The sequence below is a fragment of the Methanosarcina sp. WH1 genome (assembly GCF_000970005.1).
Taxonomy (GTDB): Archaea; Halobacteriota; Methanosarcinia; order Methanosarcinales; family Methanosarcinaceae; genus Methanosarcina.
Genome location: NZ_CP009504.1, coordinates 502,034 through 518,963, shown reverse-complemented (window position 1 = coordinate 518,963; position 16,930 = coordinate 502,034). Strand labels below are relative to the sequence as shown.

Sequence of the window (16,930 nt, the reverse complement as noted above, 5' to 3'; positions counted from 1 at the left end):
GAAGTGCCTCGAAAATAACAAAACAGTTTGAAAAAGGTAAGGAGATTTGAAAACGGGAAGGTGGTACAATGCGTGAAGTGGCAAAAAAAGTGTTAAGATATGCGGCTTCCTTTCTCCTCATAGTCACCCTCAACTTTGCGCTCCCCAGGCTTATGCCAGGGGACCCAGTAAAGAACCTCATAGGGGAAGACGTCTACGTTTCGGAGGCTGTAATGGAGGAACTGAGAGCCGAGATGGGGCTTAACATACCGCTTTACGAGCAGTTTACTGCTTACATCGGAGACCTCCTCCGCTTTGACCTGGGTTACTCCTACCACCTTCACAGCCCTGTGACCGAGATCTTGAGGGATAGGATTGTCTGGACCCTCCTTTTTGTGGGTGTATCCATGCTCCTGGGAGCAGCCCTGGGAACCCTGCTAGGAGCATACGCGGGCTGGAAACCAGAAACAAAGGCAAACCGCATCCTATGCTGCGGGTTTATTGCACTTTCCTGCACACCTCCCTATTTCCTTGCCCTGCTTTTCCTGGAGATCTTTGCCTTCAAGCTAGGGCTTTTTCCTTTCAAGGGTTTTTATAACGTCCCGACCCCGGGAAGTATCGCACACCACATGTTTTTACCGGTAACCGTGATGGCTCTCTTTTCCGCCTCCAGAAACTTCCTGATAATGCGGGGAAGCGTCATACAGGAAAAAGGGCAGCTTTACGCCCTCTATGCCCGGGCAAAGGGCCTCTATGACATATCCATTCTTTTCAGGCATGTCATAAAGAATGCTTCCCTTCCGATCATTACCCTGCTTGCCCTTGATTTCGGTTTTCTCTTCAGCGGAGCACTATTTACAGAGATCGTTTTCTCCCTAAACGGAATGGGGACCCTTATCTATGATGCAATAATCGGGAAAGATTACCCGGTCCTCCAGGGCTCGTTTCTGGTAATAGCCCTTGCAGTCCTGCTGGCAAACATGCTTGCGGACCTGCTGTATGCAGTTGCCGACCCGAGAGTAAGGAGGCCGGCATGATACAGAAGGAAACATACATAGGGGAAAGCACCGCCCAGGAAAGAGACAGTCAGTGGAAAGATTTTCTATCCTTTAATTTAAACCTTGATATCCGGAAATACGGAAGAAACCTGAAAAGATTCAACAAAGGAGGACTATTTCTCTTTACTTTTTTCCTAATTCTTGCCCTCTTTCCTGCCCTTTTTGCCCCTTACTCCCCGACAGAGCGCTTCATTCCCTATGAAGCCCCATCGACTGCCCACCTTCTGGGGACAAACGATATCGGAAATGACATACTCTCGGAACTGGTTTACGGGGCAAGAATCTCGATGACGGTGGGGTTTGCCTCAGCCTGCATCTCAACCTTAATAGGCCTCATGATAGGGCTTTTTTCAGGCTACTTCAGGGGGACGCTTGACGAACTGCTTATGGGCTTTACCGACGTTGTCCTGATAATCCCCAAAATCCCCCTGATAATAATCCTGGGAGCATTCCTCCACCCGAGCATCTGGATCCTGATCCTCGTACTTGGGCTGCTTTCCTGGGAGTCAATTGCCAGGGTTGTCCGCTCAAAAACCCTGCAGATAAGAGAATCAGGCTATGTCAAAAGTGCCCGATGCATGGGCTTTTCCCCATTTCACATCATGACCTCGGACATCGTCCCGAACCTCTTCCATGTCCTGCTCCCCAAGTTCATGCTGGCAACGGCTTCGGCAATGATTTCGGAAGCCTCACTTTCCTTCCTGGGACTCGGGGACATAAGCATGAAAAGCTGGGGGATCATGCTTTCCTTTGCCTTTTCCAGAGGTGGTTTTATCAGGGAAATGTGGTGGTGGTACCTGCCTCCGGGAGTCTGCATAACACTCTGTGTAATGTCCATTGCATTGATAGGGTTCGGGTTCGAAGGAAAAGAGAAAGAACGTGGAAAAAGAGGAGTGGATGCGGAATGAACACCCTGCTGGAAATAAAAGACCTCAACGTTTCTTTTCAGGGAAATGAGAATGAGAATAAAACCGGGAATAAAAACGAAACCGTGGCCGCTGTTTCCTGCCTTTCGCTTTCTATAAGGGAAAAAGAAACTGTGGCTCTCGTAGGGGAGACGGGCTGCGGAAAATCCGTTGTCGCACATGCGATTATGCGTCTGCTCCCCCCGGAATCCAGAGTTAAAGGGAGAATAGAATTCGGAGGCAAAAACCTCCTCGAACTGAGCGAAAAAGAGATGGCAAAACTCAGGGGAAAAGAAATCTCCATCATTTTCCAGAATCCGTCTCTTGCTTTAAATCCCGTATATTCAATAGGGCACCAGCTTGCAGAACCTCTCCGGATTCACGGACAGGAAAAAGAGGAAGTGAAGGGAAAGAAAAAAACTAAAGCCCTATCAAAAGTCGTGGAAGCCCTTAAACGAGTGGGTTTTTCAAATCCCCAGGAATACATGGGTTACTATCCCTCCTGGTGTTCCGGAGGGATGAACCAGCGCTTTTTGATTGCGGCTTCAACCATGCTTGACCCGGTCCTCCTTATAGCAGACGAACCCAGCAAAGGGCTCGACAGGAGCCGCGTAGCCGAACTGGAAAACGAGCTGAAGGGACTGAAAGAAAAAAGTGAAACATCCCTGCTTCTGATAAGCCACGACCTCGGTTTTGTGCGGCAGATCGCAGATAGGGTTGCCGTAATGTATGCGGGAGAAATCGTTGAGATTGCCACCCCATCAACCCTTTTTGAAAGCCCGCTCCACCCCTATACCCAGGGCCTCCTGAACAGCCTGCCTGAAAACGGTTTTGTACCCATACCCGGTTCATCCCCACCCCTCAGCAGCCCGCCTGCAGGCTGCAGGTTCCATCCGAGATGCCCCTCCAAGGAAAAACGTTGCACGCAGGAACACCCCGAACTCAAAGAAGGAAACGGAAGGGCAGTGAGGTGTTTTTTATGTCCCTGAAAGCCGAAAACCTCTCAAAGACATACGGGTCCGGCCTGTTAGGAAAAGGAAAATGCATTTTCCGGGACGTGTCGTTTGAACTTGAACCCGGGAAAACCTTCGGGCTGATGGGCCCCTCGGGGGAAGGAAAAAGCACGCTCGGAAGAGTTATTACAGGACTTGAAAGGCCCACCGATGGCGCAGTTCTTCTTAACGGGAGTCCGCTTTTCGGGATGAAAAAAACCGAACATGCGACTTTCCGCCGCAGGGTCCAGATGATGTTCCAGGACCCGACAGATGCCTTTAACCCCAGGAAGAGGATTGAGCATTCGATTTTTGAAGTTCTGAAACTGCTCGATACCCCGGGAACCGGGTGTATCCGGTGCACAAAAGAAATGCTGAAGACCATAGGCCTCCCCGAAGAAGTGCTTGCCCGCTACCCGACCCAGCTCTCAGGCGGCCAGCTCCAGCGCCTTGCCCTTGGCAGGATCCTCCTGCTCGAACCGGAATACATTGTGCTTGACGAACCGACCTCAGCCCTTGACGTCTCGGTTCAGGCCCAGATCCTCCACTTGTTGAAAAAAGTGCAGACAGAGCAGGGAATCGGCTACCTCCTGATCTCCCATGATGAAGCCGTTATCCGCTTCATGTCGGAGAGGATGGGAATGCTTGAAAACGGGAAGCTGGACGTTATTGAAGCGTGAAACCGGAACAGATTCCGGATCAAGCAGATTATGAGGAAAGATGAAGAGAAGAAAAAGTGAAGAGAAGAAAAAGTGAAGAGAAGAAAAAGTGAAGAGAAGAAAAAGTGAAAAAAGAACGAAGAAGGGTTTACGATGGAAAAATTAACCGATATAAAGCCTCCCCTGGAAGATAAAAATCCCTTTCTCAGAGACCTTGCTGCGAATTTTAAAAAAGGGCAGGTCTTTCAGACGGCTCTTGAACTTGATGTTTTTACAAAACTCAAAACCCCAATGACCGCCGAAGCAATCTCCCGGGAAACAGGGACAGACCCTGTACTTACTGGCAGGTTTCTGGATGTACTCGTTGCCCTTTGCCTCCTTGCCAAAAACGATGGAGCCTACGTAACACCGGCAGACCTTTATCCGTTCCTTGCAGACGATGGGCTTTATTATTCAAAGCAGCTCCTCTTATCCAAAGAGGAAAAACGTAACTGGCTGAACCTGAAAGAAATCCTGATACACGGTCCACAGAAGAAGGAAAAGCCTGATTACCAGTATTTTTATGACCGGAAGTCCATGGAATTGATTGCAAGATCCACCCTGCTCGGTAGGCTGCAAAAGATCCTGAAAATCGTTATCGCGCTTCCGGAATTTCAGGCGGCCCGGCGCCTTATCGACCTTGGGGGCGGGCACGGACTGTTCGGAATAGGGCTTGCCCAGGAAAACCCATACCTGGAAGTGGTAATTTTTGACCGCCCCGGAATGGCTGAGATATCCCGGGAATTTATCGGAAAATACGGCATGGAAAAACGCGTAAGAGCCGTATCAGGAGACTACGTAAAGGATAAACAGGGGGCAGAGTACGACATCGCCCTTGAAATCTTATCTTTTGAAAGCAACCTAGACGACGTGAAACAGTTTTATCAAAATGTTGCCGGGTGTTTAAGGCCCGGAGGAATTTTCATAATCCAGGCTTTTGCAATAAAGGCTGATAGGACCGGCCCTCTGAATTCTCTTCTCCATGACCTATACAAAAAGATTGCAGGCCGAAATATGTACATGATGAGCAGCGGGGAGATCCGGGAGGCTCTTGAAGATGCAGGCTTCGAAGCAGAATATGAAACGGAGTTTCACGATGCTATTCCCACGCAACTTATTATCGCAAGAAAGAAAGATCCCCATAAATCCTGAATAATCCTCATAATCCTGAATAAAGGACATTCTGCCTCATTGCGTTTGCACCCGGAAGAAAAACTGGCAAGGAAAGCTGAAAAACAAATTAAACTGGAGAAACAAAATGTAGCAAAACTATAGCTTCAGACCCTCAAAAAAGAAAAGCAGTGAGATGTATGACAAAATATATACAGAAGCAAAGTATATCAATATCCAGTAAAACAAGTTAAATTGATTTGTACTTGTTTGCCAAAAAAACCTCCACAAATTCAATAAAAAACGATACCTTACAAACCATTTTTTATTTTTTATATTTCGTCATGCCCTGAAATCAAATCAACTTATTTTAATTAAGAATGAAAAAGGATAGGGTCCGAGAAAACAAAGAGAAAATCGGAAAGGTACCTGAAACCAGGCACCTAAACCTCAAAATAGCTCCAGAATAGCTTCCGGGCTTTCAAGTACAGTAATTCCCTGCAGCTTTTTTACAATTTCGACATTACGCATGTCCACGTCCCGCACCAGGACTTCAACAGGTCCGCCCTTGATGGCATTATAAGAGCATAATTCCTTGCAGATCCCGCAGCCTTTGCATTTCAGGAGTTCTATCTGGTCTGTGACACCATTTTTCTCAGTGATTGCTCCATGGGGACAGTTTGCCCTGGGGGGGCAGTCCTCGCAATGCCGGCACTGTTTCCTGTCAATGTTGTAGGGCATTTCCGAGACGATCGAGCCTTCAATGTCCACAGGCACAACATAAACCGGGATCCTTCCCTTGACAGCCTGGGCAACGGCATTGGTTACCAGGGAATCGGCAATTCCGTAGGCGATTTTCGAGACTGTGTTTGAGGTTGCAGGCGTAACGAAGAGGGCATCGTACCTTTCAAGGAGAAAACGCCCGACCTTGGGAGAACTTGAACCCTGCTCACTTTCCCGAAAGATCTCTTCAAGGTAGTCTCCTCCCGAGATTTTTACAAGCTTCTGCTCAAGCCCGTACATCCGGAGGACCTCTTCAGCTGCCCTGGAAATATACGTGTTTACGGAAAGCCCGTGGTCTCTGAGTTTAAGTTCCTTAAAGACCTGGTAGCTGCGGTCCAGGAAATGTCCGGCTCCTGTAATACCCCATGCAATGCTCTTAAAACTCATGAAAAGAAATCATGCAGGAGGAAGATAATATAATTTTCTAAAAAAGAGGAACTTGAAACAGGAAACTGAAAATTACAACAAAGAACTGAAACCGGAAAAGAATCAAAAGAGTCTGGAGATATAAAGAAAGTCAGATCCCCAGCACTTCATAAAGCAGTTTCATAGCTTTCTTTTCCCCCTCGCCCCCGCATTTGGAAGCAAGGGTTTCATAGTGCCGGATCCATTCAAGGTATTTTTTATCCCCCGACAACTGGTAACGGGTTGCATGGACTGTAGCTTCAAGCACGGCATTGAATCCCCTGTTGGGTACGGGAAAGGCTTTTCTCTTATCTTCATTAAAGCCCGCCTCCACAGGAACAAGATCGGCAACAAGAGCCTGTTCTGTGTTTTTAACATTAACGCATTCGAAAACGACCCAGGCAGCGGCTTCTGTTAGGATTGGGAACTTAAGCCTGCCTGCCGTCACATATTCAAACTCGGAATGTTCAAGGTCGAAAAAGGTGGAACGCACAAAAAGAAGTGGATCATAAACTACATTTGAAGCAAGATACATTTCTTGAAAAACATTTGCCCAGGTATGGCTGCCTTTGAAAAGCCGGACAAAAGACCTTCCACCCTTTGTAATGATACCTATCGGAGCAGCGTTCGGGCTTTCAAAGCCTGTACTTACTATTACTTCCGAGATACCCTCCCGGATCCCGAACGAAAATAAGTCGATTTCCGGAGATAATTTACCAACTTCCCTGCAATCAGAAGAAAGCCCTGTCAAAAGCGCAAGCCTCCAAGAAAAGAAATAAAAAGTCCTGCAATAATGATATCTGCCGTAGAACCAGGATTGATCCTTTTTTCCAAAAGCTCGGAGTCAAAATCTTGTACTGAAGGCAGGATAAAGGTAAAGTCTCGGGCTGTTTTCCCAGAAGCTTCCCAGCCTGAAAGGATCTTGCCTGCTCTGGAAGAAACGTAATCTGCAGTTTCAGTATCAAACTTGGTCTGGATGAAGGTATCCCTGTGCCTGGAAAGCAGTTTCAGGAACGTATACACGATAGCCTCGTTGATTCCTGTGCCCGAACAGGTGGAAACCGAGCCTCCTGTGAAAGCTTCTGCTTCACAGTTTCGTACCTGCATGAACTCAAGGATGCTTTTTGCGCCCTCAAGACAACGCCCGAAACCTGATGTCCACTCATCTGCAATAAGGTCATACCCTCTGGCAATTTCCATAAGGTCGTAAAGGGTAATGTTCTGTTTTCTGAGATCGGCAGTTGCTTCAGGGTCTTCAAGATCGAATTCGTCCACACTATTTACTCTGACTCCTGCATGCCCGAAAGCCCTGTAGAACTCAACGGCGTCTTCGCAGTTAGTTGCGCGGACAAAAGCATGGGCTCGGGCAGCAAGCCCTTCAAAATCCCCGGCTTCAAGCCGAAAGCCTGCCTTCCCGCGATGAGGGGGTTCTCCGGAGATTTCACCTGCCGCCATTGCCAGAGGAATCAGGAGTAAAAAAGCGCCAAAATGTGTATTCCCTCCCTGCTGCCAGGCAGAGCTTTCGTAAACCGCACTCCTGAGAAGAATTCCTATTCCATCTCTGCTTCTTGCAGCAAGCTCCAGGACAGGATAGGCGGCAACCGAAGAAGCTATAAAATGCTCAAAACAGGTGTCAGGATAATTATGTTCCCTATCAACGTTCCCCGGCTTCGGAGAGGCTGAGACCTCGAGCAACATAGCAAGCTGTGCACAGCGTGCAATCAGGCTCGGGGTTCGGGATTCCTCTACCCATTCAGGGATATGAAGGGAGAAAGCAGAATTATTGGGCTTCATTTACCGGAATCCTGGCATGGTCAAGGATGTATTTTGACAACTGCTCCTTAAGCTTCATATACTCCGCATCAGAGAGGTCAAGTGTATTCAGTACACCATCCCTGATCCAGCAGGGCTTTGTAATCTTGCAGCACCAGACAAGGCTGCCGAAACAGGTATCCTCCCCGAACTCCAGCATTGTGCCTCTGGCAAATTCCATTTTTGTCCGGGCGAACTCTTCGGCAGTGTACCCCAGCTTTCGGGATTTCTCGTGCACAGGACAGGGTTTTACCGGGAGGCAGCAGAAAGCCAGACCCCTGAAGTCCCCTTCACTGCAAACGTGTTTGGGAGCATTATACCAGCCTATTGACTCCTGATACGAACTGACACTTTCTACAAGTTCCTTTATCAGTTCAGGGTTTTCCATCGCTCCCCTTGCAACAGAGACCATGTCAGCTCCTCGAGAAAACATGTCCTTTGCCGTGGCAAAGTCAGTAACCGAGTTGTTGCCTATAAGGAAGAGCCTTGTAGCATCTCTGTAATTTAAAATCGAATCAAGGTCGGCTCCAAACCCTTCCAGCATGGAATCTACATGGATGATATCAGCCCCGGCCTTATCAATAAGCCTGGCAAGTTCAACATCATTCACTACATTTGCCCTTACCTTTACGGAAAGCACGACTCCTGTTTCCTTTATTGCCTTTATCCAGGCAGAAAGCCTGGGGAGATCATACAGCAGGGCTTCCCCTATGCCCGCTTCAAGCATTTCAGGCTGCTTGCAGTGGGCGTTTAACTCAAGGATCGCCCCTTCTTCCTTTACGATTTTTGCGGCTTCAACCAAAGGCTCAAGGGTAGTGCTTCTTACGTTTACTGCAACAGCACTACCCGAGTTTACTGCCCGGATTTCCTGTTTTATAAGCTCCATAGGTTCATCGGAGATGAACTCTTTTCTACCCCTGGCAACAAGGGCTGATGCAACTTCAATAGACCCTTTATCCAGATTGAAGGCTCCAAGCACTACCAGCCCGGCATCACCTGCATACTGGTTGGCAAAAGCGCTATCGACAATACCTGCCATTGGCGCCAGTGCAATGGGATTTCTAAAACGGACATATCCAATATGCAAATCAAATAGATAATCACTCATGTTTTACCTCTAAAAAATAAGACTGGAAACTGAACACAAAAATGATAGTTATAGTCACATATTAAGCTAACGAATCATTTTAATCTTATGAGAATATTTTTTCAGAGATTTATTAAAATGGGAAATCCATTATTAAAATGGAAAATCCATTTTATTTTTCCGATTACAATACATATATATTAATATTTGGGCAGATCTCAAACACTCAAAGGTTATATAGAACATACAGAAGGAATGCACCTGTTGATCCAGACCAGGAAAGAGTTAAAAAAATCAGCCCGAAAAATAAGCCAATAGCTGCTGAAAACAATGTTACTCAAGCACCTTATTTAGCCAGTCTCCTTTTGCAAAAATATTATCCCATAAATATATATACGATCAAAAAATACATAGGACAGGTTAATCAACAACATGCGAGAGAGGCTGGGCGGCTGCCGGACCTTTTGGTCTGAGGAAAGTCTCCCCACCGCTCCGGACACACGAACATCTGTAAAGGATGTCGGGCGAGAGCCTGGGCTCTGGCACAGAAACGATAACTGCCCCCTGCAAATGCAATGATGCCATAAGCTGAGGTCGCAGGGAGAGTGGATGAAACGGCGAATCCTCGTGGGTGCAAGTTGGAAATCGGGAAGAACGAGTAGTCCGGAATCGCCCGATTGGTTTTGGTAACGCTTAGCCGAATGCCGTCGATGCAAGAGTCCTCAGGGACCATTTCTTCCACTGATGAATGGCAGGAATTTTTGCATGAACAGAAGGGAGCTTACAAGCCTCACTCGCATACAATTATTCTAATTTGTTCTTTATTCCTTTTCTCTGGTTTTGTTTTTATCCGGTCTTTTGCCCGGGAAAATGCCCCTTCTTAAGCAAAAATAAATTTATTTTAGTTTAAAATTCAGAAGTGCCCAGCGCAGGTAATCTTTATAATTGATCTTGAAATCCACAACATCAAGATATTTATAAATCATTTTTTCACTTGAAGTGAAGATCTTAAACGTCCTATCCGGAAAGCGGTGCATTACCTTTGAAAACAGAAGGGAATACTTAAGGTGAGTCCCAAACTCAGCCTGGCATAGAGACTCATATTTATTCAGGTCTTTGATTTTTCCACCATGCATGCAAATCCCGGCAATTACTTCTGCAGCAAACTGTCCGGAACTGATGGCATAGGCCAACCCTTCCCCGGAGAAGGAATCAACGAAACCTGCAGCATCCCCGCTCAAGAGAACCCTTGAACCTGCAATTCTGCGCTTAAGCCCTCCCCAGGGGATCTTATGCCCATGCAATTTGTAGTTTCCGGAAAAACCATTGTCTCTCAGGAAATTAAGCATTGTTTCTTTTGGGTGAGGCAGGTCTTTAACAACTCCGCCGATCCCGACAGAATAATAGGTTCTATGAGGAAAAACCCAGCCATAACCACCGCCAGCAATCCCGAAATGCAATTCAATGGTTTTTCCCAATCGCTGTTCAATTTCTTTTTCATTGGCAGGAACTTCAGTGACCATGCAGATCCCGTACTCCTCTTTAGTATCCGAATGCCGCACACAGTTTTTGACGAGCCCCTGTACCCCCTCGGCAACAATTGCAAATTTTGCTCTGTATGTGCCCCTATTAGTCTCAACTTCGACACATTCTGGCATTTCTCTGCAAGAAAGAGCCTTTTCCCCTGTATGAACTTCAATTTCGGTTTCCTTTGCCTTTTCAAGCAGGAGATTATCAAACATGTATCGGGAGACAATCACTGACAAACGGTAATCTTTATGTGTCTCGATAAACTGGCCTTTGAAAAAGACTTTTGCCCCTGTGACTTCCCACTCAATAAACTCCTCGGGAAGTTCAAAATCAAGATAAGAGATAGCATGGTCCGAAAGTCCCCCACCACAGGGTTTGTATCTGGGAAATTCCTCTTTTTCAAGCAACAGTGTACTGAGACCAAGTTTTCCGGCTCTTCTTCCGGCCGAGGCTCCGGAAGGACCACCACCTACGATAATTACGTCATACATGAAAGTAGCACCTTTAAAAGTATATTTAAATGAATTCAAAATCACATATTAATTTTGAGAGGCACGTATTTAAAATATAGATTTGCAGGGAAAAAGTTGCTTTTTACCCGAAAGAAGGAAATCAGGTTCAGTATTTGAAAGTTTCGAAAGCATCCAGAACCTTTTGATAATCCACTTCCGTTCCGAAGCAACCGTCCCTTTCCATCGGAACCCCGTAGGTCACGATTTTTCTACTTTTGATGGCACGCATAACCTTGTTGAGCTCGTAATCACAGGCGATAAGGAGCACTCCATCAGCTTTTTCCATCTGCAGGATGCGTTTGACAAAAGAAGACCCGGTCAGGATAAAAAGCTTGTACCCGTATTTTTCCGAATCTTTTTTTAGCTGGGCAAACACACATTTTCCACAGGACTTGCACTGGATACCTTCCCTCGTGGAATGGGCGGGACAGTCAAGGGCTCGCATGCAGTGGGGAGCAAGAATGATCCTTTTCCTGGTTTTTGCAAAAGCTGATTTATGAGCCATGTTTTTCAGGGAAGCCATCCATTTGTCCAGTGTTCTGGAATCCGAAAACCTAACAAAGAGATGCCTGAGTGGCAAATAGAAAAAGTCAAGCACGTTTGCAAAAAAACCGGCCAGCCAGACATATCTGTTCAGGCTTATCCGACTTACCAGAAGAGCAATCGACGCTATAAAAACCGAAAAAATCACGGTAAAAAACAGGACTTTTCCTATAAGATTATACATTGCACATCTCCATTTTTCGGATAATTTCTTCAACGTTCGCTTCGGTATTGAAACAGCCGTCACGAAGGAGAAGAACCCCTTGCACAGGAACAAAAGATACCTCTTGCATATCTTCTGCAAGCTCATTGTAACAGGCAACACCAAGGCAAGCCCGGGGCCTGTATTCCTTGAAGATCTTTTTGACAAAACTGCTTCCAGGAATTACGAATACCTTAAACCCGTACTTGTCGCCGGCCTCACAAATCTTTGCAATATCACAGAGCCCGCAGCGCTTGCATTCATACCCGTGCACTGGGTCACATCTTGCCTTACAATTCGGATGGCGCATACACTGCGGCAGCAGGACAACCCTCCCCTCCTTCGTATGTACGAAATCATCCAGCATCATAGCATTCCGGACATCGATAAGGATATCGTCAACAAGCGTTTCCCGGATTCGAAAAACCTTGCATATCCACCTGGAAGGAGAATAGAAAAGATAGAGCGTGAAGAGTGTAAAACTTGGAAAAAGTATTCTGCGTTTTTTAAAAGAGTAAGCCCCTATCAGAAGAGCAAACACAGTCCCGCACAAAGCCAGGAAAGTCAGGAATACGAACACTTTTCCCATGAATTCGTAAGGAATTTGCATACATTGGTCATGAGATTTTAGCAGTATTTATACCTATCCATAAAATCAAAGACCGGCAGCAAAAGCAAACAATGAAACCAGAATAGAACCAGAATGGAACCAGAATAGAACCAGAATAGAACCAGAGTAGAACCAGAGTAGAACCAAAATAGAACCAGAAAGGAACCAGAATAGAACCAGAATAGAACCAGAATAGAACCAGAATAGAACCAGAGTAGAACCAGAATAGAACCAGAATAGAACCAGAGTAGAACCAGAGTAGAACCAGAATAGAACCAGAAAGGAACCAAAAAGGAACCAGAAAGGAAATAAAAGGAAAAAAATAACCCCGAAGGGTTTAATCTCCTATAACTTCGAGCCCGAGAGCTTCTGCGACAAGAACAATAATGTCCTCGACTTCCAGCTTTTCTGCACCCGGTGTGTTCTTTTTATTGAGGGAATCCGTTCCGTCCTGAAGGTTTCTCTTACAGAACGGACAGGCGCTTGAGAGGATATCTGCGTGGGTTGCAAGAGCATCCTCTACACGGGTTTCGGCAACTCCCAGAGCAAGGTCAGGGATACCTGCTTTCACACCACCGCCAGCTCCACAGCAGCGCTGGAATTCCTTGACTCTGTCCATTTCAACAAACTTGACACCTGGGATATGCTCAAGCACATATCTGGGGGCATCGTATACACCTACGTGGCGGCCCAGGTGGCAGGGGTCGTGATAGGTGATGGACTTGTCAATGGACTTTTCCCATTTGATCTGGTCCTTCTTGATAAGTTCTGCCAGGAACTCGGTGATGTGGACCACTTCAAAGGGCAGTTCTTCTCCTAGCTGCCTTGGCCAATCGACCTTGGAGGCACGGAAACAGCCTGCACAGGCATAGAGGACTTTTGTTGCGCCTTTGGCCTTGATGGCATCTACATTGTGCTTGGCAACCTTGCGGGCGACGTCTTCAATATGGGACTGACCAGTCCTGATCATAGCTGAACCACAGCACCATTCTTCTTCCCCGAGCATGGTGAACTCAATGCCTAACTTGTTAAGCACCCTAGCGGTTGCAACAGCCAGCTTGGTCTGCCTGAGTTCGGCAGTACACCCACCGAAATAGAGGATGTTGGCTTTCTCGGCGATCTTGACATCATCCGGAATCCATTTAAGGCGGTCTTCAGGAGCTGCAAGGTAAGGGTTGTTGTACTTGTTAACAAGCTTTGGGAACATATTCTGTTTCCCATAGGGGCCAATTCCTTTCTTTACAAGGTTTGCCCGCATGGCTTCCCAGAGTTCCACGGTGTTGATCCCGGACTCACAGACGGTTCCGCAGATACCACAGGTGGTACAGCCGTGGACGTCATCTTTGAACTCTTCGAGTTCGGCGTCAGGGATCTCCTTCGGGCCAAAGAGCTTTGCCTTGAGTCCATAGGACTTATCCATGAATTGCTTCCAGCGCAGGATCTTGTCTCTGGGAGCTAACCCGGGCTTCTGCCCGGAAGCAGCGTAGGTTGGACACCACTTCACACATTCACCACAGCGGGTACAGGAGTCAAGCTCCATAAGCTGGACGGCTGTAAGGTTCTTGGTGTCTATTGATGGAGTTTTTTTTGCCATTTTTATTCTCCTCCCTTATTTGCAAGAATTGCAAGAGGGGTGGCGATTACGTGTATGTACTTGCTGTACGGGATGTATGCAATACAGAATAGCAGGGAAATAATGGAGTGGAAGAGAGCTGCGGGGGGTGCAGTTGAGGGATCAAGCCCAAAGCTCCAGATAAATCCGGTCCTGATACCATCGGCAATGAAACCGGAAATCGTGACTATGAAAACTCCTCCGAGCAGAATCCAGTCATACATGATGGTAGCTTCCCTTACATTAGAGACAAAGAGTCTCCTGACCACTGCAATTATGACTCCAAGAAGCAGAACGTATCCGAAAATGTAGTTCGGGATGGCGAGGAAATCTCTGAACTCGGCGGGGGTGAATGGAAGCTCGATTCCAAACTTTTCGATCATTTCCACCGCGAACATGAGCCCCGACAGGGCAAACAGAGCCATCCAGCCTGCAAAAATCGTGAAGTGCATGAACCAGCGCAGCGGACTTCTCTTGAGAATTCTCCTCTGGAACATAATATCGAGGATAAGAACCTCAAGAATCGGTTTTCCGTGCCCATGGTGAGACTCTTCTACTACCTGTTCCCACCAGGTCTTTAAAAATCTGATCGCACTTCCCTTGCTTCCTGCCTGAGGCTCAAGAGCATAGCCTGTGACGCCAGCACCCCATTTCTGGAAGTTAAGGATCATACCGTACAAGAAAATCACAATGGCGATTGTGCTGAATATCATTATCTGGACAAACGTAAGTCTGAGTGCATCCGAGAGCCCAGAGAAGTATGCCATCTCACTGCTAATAGTTTATTCCTCCTATATATGGGTAAAAACTGAGAACTGATACTGCTTTATAAATATCATTGATGTTACAGGATATCAATTACAGTAAAGACAGAGCAAGAACCGTAGCAACTGTCTGTATTGATGTTACAGGATATCAATTACAGTAAAGACAGAGCAAGAACCGTAGCAACTGTCTGTATAAGGTTTGAATAGTCTGTTAGTCTTTGTATCTATTATATTTAAACGTTATCTTTAACATACAATACATCGAAAAGCTCGCAAGAGGCGCGAAAATAGGGAAACATTAAAGGGGTCTAACAGATAAAAAAAAGAGAAACTGGGGAAATAGTAGTAAAATTATAATAGACGGGTTATAGGAAACCCTAACTAAAATTCATTCTAGCTGATAATGAAAAAAAATGAGTTTAAGAAAATAAGAAAAAGGTGCTGAAAAAAAACACTTTATTTTTTTGTGCATATGTACCCATAAAAACCAACGCTGTCTTGAATTGAGAATTGTGTTACCCACACATAATGACGAACATCTAAAAAGATAGAACGTACTCAGAAAAAGTCGAAAACTATAAGGTGGAAAAAGATGGGAAAAGAGGGATATCCGGATTAAAATTCATAGAAGATGTTTGAAAGCACCTTTTACTCTGAAAAAAACTACCCGGCGTCCTTCCTGTTTAACTCATATTTCCTGAGCTTAACTCATATTTCCTGAGCTTAACTCATATTAACCATGATGGAGAACTGCTCACAGCCCTATCTCTTCTTTGAATTTCTCAATCCCGATCTCATCTATAACTTTTCCAAGCCTTTTTGGCTTCCCATAACCTTTGTAGAAATTAATGATTTTTTCAACAAGGTCCAGCACCTGCTCTTCCGAAAGATCCTTCGCCACCAAATCTCCGAGCCTCGGACTCGGCCCTGCGCTTCCTCCAACAGTCAGATTATAGCCCTTTGCCGTGCCCATGACACCTAAATCCTTTATACTTGGTTCAGAACAGGAATTAGGACAACCTGAAACAGCCATTTTGAATTTGGAAGGGAGCTGCATTCCGTGATATTTTTTGTCAAGCTTCAGGCCAAGCCCGACAGCATCCTGTTTGCCCCTCTTACAAAACGTAGTTCCTGGACAGATTTTGATGCTCCGGACACAGAGCCCGATAGCAGCTCCCGGGCTCATACCCAGTTCACCCCAGGCTGCATCCAGGTCTTCCTTCTTAAGCCCTACAATAGCAATTCTCTGGGCCGATGTGATTTTTAAAGCCGCTGCCCCATATTTTTCTGCAATGTCTGCGATCTTTCTAAGGGTCTCTGGATATACGATCCCTCCGGGAATGTGGGGAGCAATTGCGTAGGATTCTCCGTCTCTCTGCAGGATTGCAGCCTTCTCAGGAAGGTCGCCTTTAACGTATTCTTTTGTCATATTTTTACACTCTCCTGGTAAATAGTTTCAAGTTTGTTTCAGGATCTAATTATCGGTTAGCCTGAGACCAATGTCTGGACATCAAAGCAAAAACTGAGATTGACGAACAGGCTGAAGTTTCCGAACAATATCTTCGATCCGTACAGAGACCCGCACAGAAACGGATATGTGAACCTGTTTTAACCCCGGTGAATTAGACCCCTTCCATAACTACAGAACCTCGATAACCCGGCACCCTTCCGGATTAGAGGATTTAGACTTCTGGACCCATAAAGAGAGTACCAGACCAGATAATATATTGCTCGAAACAATATAAATTGTATGTGCCACAACAACCGGTTTCAGGGAGTGAATTAAATATCCGGAGCAAATGCATGGGTGGTTCCGGATTAATCAGTTGATAAACGGATCATGAGATCCGTCAATAGTTTTTACTGCTGCTTTTTTATTCTTTCCAGAAAGCCCTTGAGACCTGCTTTATGCCTGGCTTCGTCAAGGGACGCCCTCTCGAAGAAAAGAGCAGCTCTGGTATTGCCTTCCTTTCTGGCAATTTCCGCAGCTTCGGCTTTTTCGATCTCGGCTTTGCTTTCCCCTTCAAACATCATTTCAAGATTTTCAGTTGTCGTGCTTTTTACGAGCCCCATAATTTCAGCCACTTCCGTGGCATGCCAGGCTTCGTCCATTGCTATCTGACGGAGGTAGACTGCAACATCTGCAAACCCTTCCTGTTCAGCAATCTTGGACATTGCCAGGTACAATCCAACCTCAGTTGTCTCTCCTCTAAAGGTATCTTTCAGAATCTTTTCAAGGTCCATTAAATCACCATTTCTCCTTTAAAAAAAACCTATTTGTAAACTACCCGTTAAATCTAAAGATTTAAAGGGCTTCCTGAATCA

16 protein-coding genes and 1 other RNA gene are annotated in these 16,930 nt (G+C 46.1%); 6 read left to right on the top strand and 11 right to left on the bottom strand.

What is annotated here, in order from left to right; genetic code table 11:
* The first annotated feature begins 68 nt into the window (after positions 1–68).
* From MSWH1_RS02370 to MSWH1_RS02350, 5 genes are all read left to right on the top strand, one after another.
* Positions 69–1,016 carry an ABC transporter permease gene (locus MSWH1_RS02370; protein WP_048125739.1) on the top strand — a complete coding sequence of 316 codons (948 nt, stop codon included), beginning with the start codon at positions 69–71 and terminating at the stop codon, positions 1,014–1,016.
* The gene (locus tag MSWH1_RS02365) at positions 1,013–1,945 is read left to right on the top strand and encodes an ABC transporter permease (protein WP_082088007.1); all 933 of its coding nucleotides are present in this window, start codon (positions 1,013–1,015) and stop codon (positions 1,943–1,945) included. Before MSWH1_RS02370 ends, MSWH1_RS02365 begins: the two co-directional genes overlap by 4 nt.
* Complete coding sequence (locus MSWH1_RS02360; protein ID WP_048125736.1) at positions 1,942–2,931, top strand: ABC transporter ATP-binding protein; 990 nt, start codon at positions 1,942–1,944, stop codon at positions 2,929–2,931. Before MSWH1_RS02365 ends, MSWH1_RS02360 begins: the two co-directional genes overlap by 4 nt.
* Positions 2,922–3,614 (top strand): ABC transporter ATP-binding protein, encoded by a 693-nt coding sequence (locus tag MSWH1_RS02355; RefSeq protein ID WP_231585541.1) that lies wholly within the window; start codon positions 2,922–2,924, stop codon positions 3,612–3,614. Before MSWH1_RS02360 ends, MSWH1_RS02355 begins: the two co-directional genes overlap by 10 nt.
* Before the next feature lie 132 nt (positions 3,615–3,746).
* Entirely contained in the window at positions 3,747–4,784 is a 1,038-nt protein-coding gene (locus MSWH1_RS02350; protein ID WP_048125732.1) for a methyltransferase, read from the top strand.
* Positions 4,785–5,192: 408 nt separating this feature from the next.
* Here the strand turns inward: MSWH1_RS02350 and MSWH1_RS02345 are convergent, their stop codons facing one another.
* From MSWH1_RS02345 to MSWH1_RS02330, 4 genes are all read right to left on the bottom strand, one after another.
* Positions 5,193–5,912 (bottom strand): dihydromethanopterin reductase (acceptor), encoded by a 720-nt coding sequence (locus MSWH1_RS02345; protein WP_048125730.1) that lies wholly within the window; start codon positions 5,910–5,912, stop codon positions 5,193–5,195.
* Positions 5,913–6,042: 130 nt separating this feature from the next.
* Positions 6,043–6,681 carry a DUF447 domain-containing protein gene (locus tag MSWH1_RS02340; RefSeq protein ID WP_048125728.1) on the bottom strand — a complete coding sequence of 213 codons (639 nt, stop codon included), beginning with the start codon at positions 6,679–6,681 and terminating at the stop codon, positions 6,043–6,045.
* Entirely contained in the window at positions 6,678–7,724 is a 1,047-nt protein-coding gene (locus tag MSWH1_RS02335) for a triphosphoribosyl-dephospho-CoA synthase (protein WP_048125725.1), read from the bottom strand. Before MSWH1_RS02335 ends, MSWH1_RS02340 begins: the two co-directional genes overlap by 4 nt.
* On the bottom strand, positions 7,711–8,850 hold the full coding sequence (locus MSWH1_RS02330) for a methanogenesis marker 9 domain-containing protein (RefSeq protein WP_048125724.1): 1,140 nt from the start codon (positions 8,848–8,850) through the stop codon (positions 7,711–7,713). Before MSWH1_RS02330 ends, MSWH1_RS02335 begins: the two co-directional genes overlap by 14 nt.
* 415 nt (positions 8,851–9,265) lie before the next feature.
* Between MSWH1_RS02330 and rnpB the strand changes: the two genes are divergently transcribed.
* Positions 9,266–9,625: RNase P RNA component (gene rnpB, locus MSWH1_RS17710), an RNA gene on the top strand.
* A 100-nt stretch (positions 9,626–9,725) separates the two neighbouring features.
* Here rnpB and MSWH1_RS02320 read toward each other — a convergent pair.
* The 7 genes from MSWH1_RS02320 to MSWH1_RS02290 form a co-directional block, all read right to left on the bottom strand.
* Positions 9,726–10,850: a geranylgeranyl reductase family protein gene (locus MSWH1_RS02320; protein WP_048125720.1), complete on the bottom strand. Its 1,125-nt coding sequence runs from the start codon at positions 10,848–10,850 to the stop codon at positions 9,726–9,728.
* A gap of 127 nt (positions 10,851–10,977) precedes the next feature.
* Positions 10,978–11,598: a DUF116 domain-containing protein gene (locus tag MSWH1_RS02315; RefSeq protein ID WP_048125718.1), complete on the bottom strand. Its 621-nt coding sequence runs from the start codon at positions 11,596–11,598 to the stop codon at positions 10,978–10,980.
* Entirely contained in the window at positions 11,591–12,226 is a 636-nt protein-coding gene (locus MSWH1_RS02310; protein ID WP_048125716.1) for a DUF116 domain-containing protein, read from the bottom strand. The genes MSWH1_RS02315 and MSWH1_RS02310 overlap by 8 nt, the downstream gene beginning before the upstream one ends.
* Positions 12,227–12,563: 337 nt before the next feature.
* Positions 12,564–13,820, bottom strand: a complete 1,257-nt coding sequence (hdrD, locus tag MSWH1_RS02305) for a dihydromethanophenazine:CoB--CoM heterodisulfide reductase subunit HdrD (RefSeq protein WP_048125714.1) — start codon at positions 13,818–13,820, stop codon at positions 12,564–12,566.
* 2 nt (positions 13,821–13,822) lie between these two features.
* Positions 13,823–14,605 carry a dihydromethanophenazine:CoB--CoM heterodisulfide reductase subunit HdrE gene (hdrE, locus tag MSWH1_RS02300; protein WP_048125712.1) on the bottom strand — a complete coding sequence of 261 codons (783 nt, stop codon included), beginning with the start codon at positions 14,603–14,605 and terminating at the stop codon, positions 13,823–13,825.
* Between the two features lie 754 nt (positions 14,606–15,359).
* Positions 15,360–16,034, bottom strand: a complete 675-nt coding sequence (locus MSWH1_RS02295; protein ID WP_048125710.1) for an NAD(P)/FAD-dependent oxidoreductase — start codon at positions 16,032–16,034, stop codon at positions 15,360–15,362.
* A gap of 431 nt (positions 16,035–16,465) precedes the next feature.
* Positions 16,466–16,849 carry a ferritin family protein gene (locus MSWH1_RS02290; protein WP_048125708.1) on the bottom strand — a complete coding sequence of 128 codons (384 nt, stop codon included), beginning with the start codon at positions 16,847–16,849 and terminating at the stop codon, positions 16,466–16,468.
* Positions 16,850–16,930: the final 81 nt, after the last annotated feature.

What these genes read in the sequence shown, in the direction of transcription:
- MSWH1_RS02370 (WP_048125739.1), top strand. Translation starts at nt 69, where the DNA reads ATGCGTGAAGTGGCAAAAAAAGTGTTAAGATATGCGGCTTCCTTTCTC.
- MSWH1_RS02365 (WP_082088007.1), top strand. Translation starts at nt 1,013, where the DNA reads ATGATACAGAAGGAAACATACATAGGGGAAAGCACCGCCCAGGAAAGA.
- MSWH1_RS02360 (WP_048125736.1), top strand. Translation starts at nt 1,942, where the DNA reads ATGAACACCCTGCTGGAAATAAAAGACCTCAACGTTTCTTTTCAGGGA.
- MSWH1_RS02355 (WP_231585541.1), top strand. Translation starts at nt 2,922, where the DNA reads ATGTCCCTGAAAGCCGAAAACCTCTCAAAGACATACGGGTCCGGCCTG.
- MSWH1_RS02350 (WP_048125732.1), top strand. Translation starts at nt 3,747, where the DNA reads ATGGAAAAATTAACCGATATAAAGCCTCCCCTGGAAGATAAAAATCCC.
- MSWH1_RS02345 (WP_048125730.1), bottom strand. Translation starts at nt 5,912, where the DNA reads ATGAGTTTTAAGAGCATTGCATGGGGTATTACAGGAGCCGGACATTTC.
- MSWH1_RS02335 (WP_048125725.1), bottom strand. Translation starts at nt 7,724, where the DNA reads ATGAAGCCCAATAATTCTGCTTTCTCCCTTCATATCCCTGAATGGGTA.
- MSWH1_RS02330 (WP_048125724.1), bottom strand. Translation starts at nt 8,850, where the DNA reads ATGAGTGATTATCTATTTGATTTGCATATTGGATATGTCCGTTTTAGA.
- MSWH1_RS02320 (WP_048125720.1), bottom strand. Translation starts at nt 10,850, where the DNA reads ATGTATGACGTAATTATCGTAGGTGGTGGTCCTTCCGGAGCCTCGGCC.
- MSWH1_RS02315 (WP_048125718.1), bottom strand. Translation starts at nt 11,598, where the DNA reads ATGTATAATCTTATAGGAAAAGTCCTGTTTTTTACCGTGATTTTTTCG.
- MSWH1_RS02310 (WP_048125716.1), bottom strand. Translation starts at nt 12,226, where the DNA reads ATGCAAATTCCTTACGAATTCATGGGAAAAGTGTTCGTATTCCTGACT.
- hdrD (WP_048125714.1), bottom strand. Translation starts at nt 13,820, where the DNA reads ATGGCAAAAAAAACTCCATCAATAGACACCAAGAACCTTACAGCCGTC.
- hdrE (WP_048125712.1), bottom strand. Translation starts at nt 14,605, where the DNA reads ATGGCATACTTCTCTGGGCTCTCGGATGCACTCAGACTTACGTTTGTC.
- MSWH1_RS02295 (WP_048125710.1), bottom strand. Translation starts at nt 16,034, where the DNA reads ATGACAAAAGAATACGTTAAAGGCGACCTTCCTGAGAAGGCTGCAATC.
- MSWH1_RS02290 (WP_048125708.1), bottom strand. Translation starts at nt 16,849, where the DNA reads ATGGACCTTGAAAAGATTCTGAAAGATACCTTTAGAGGAGAGACAACT.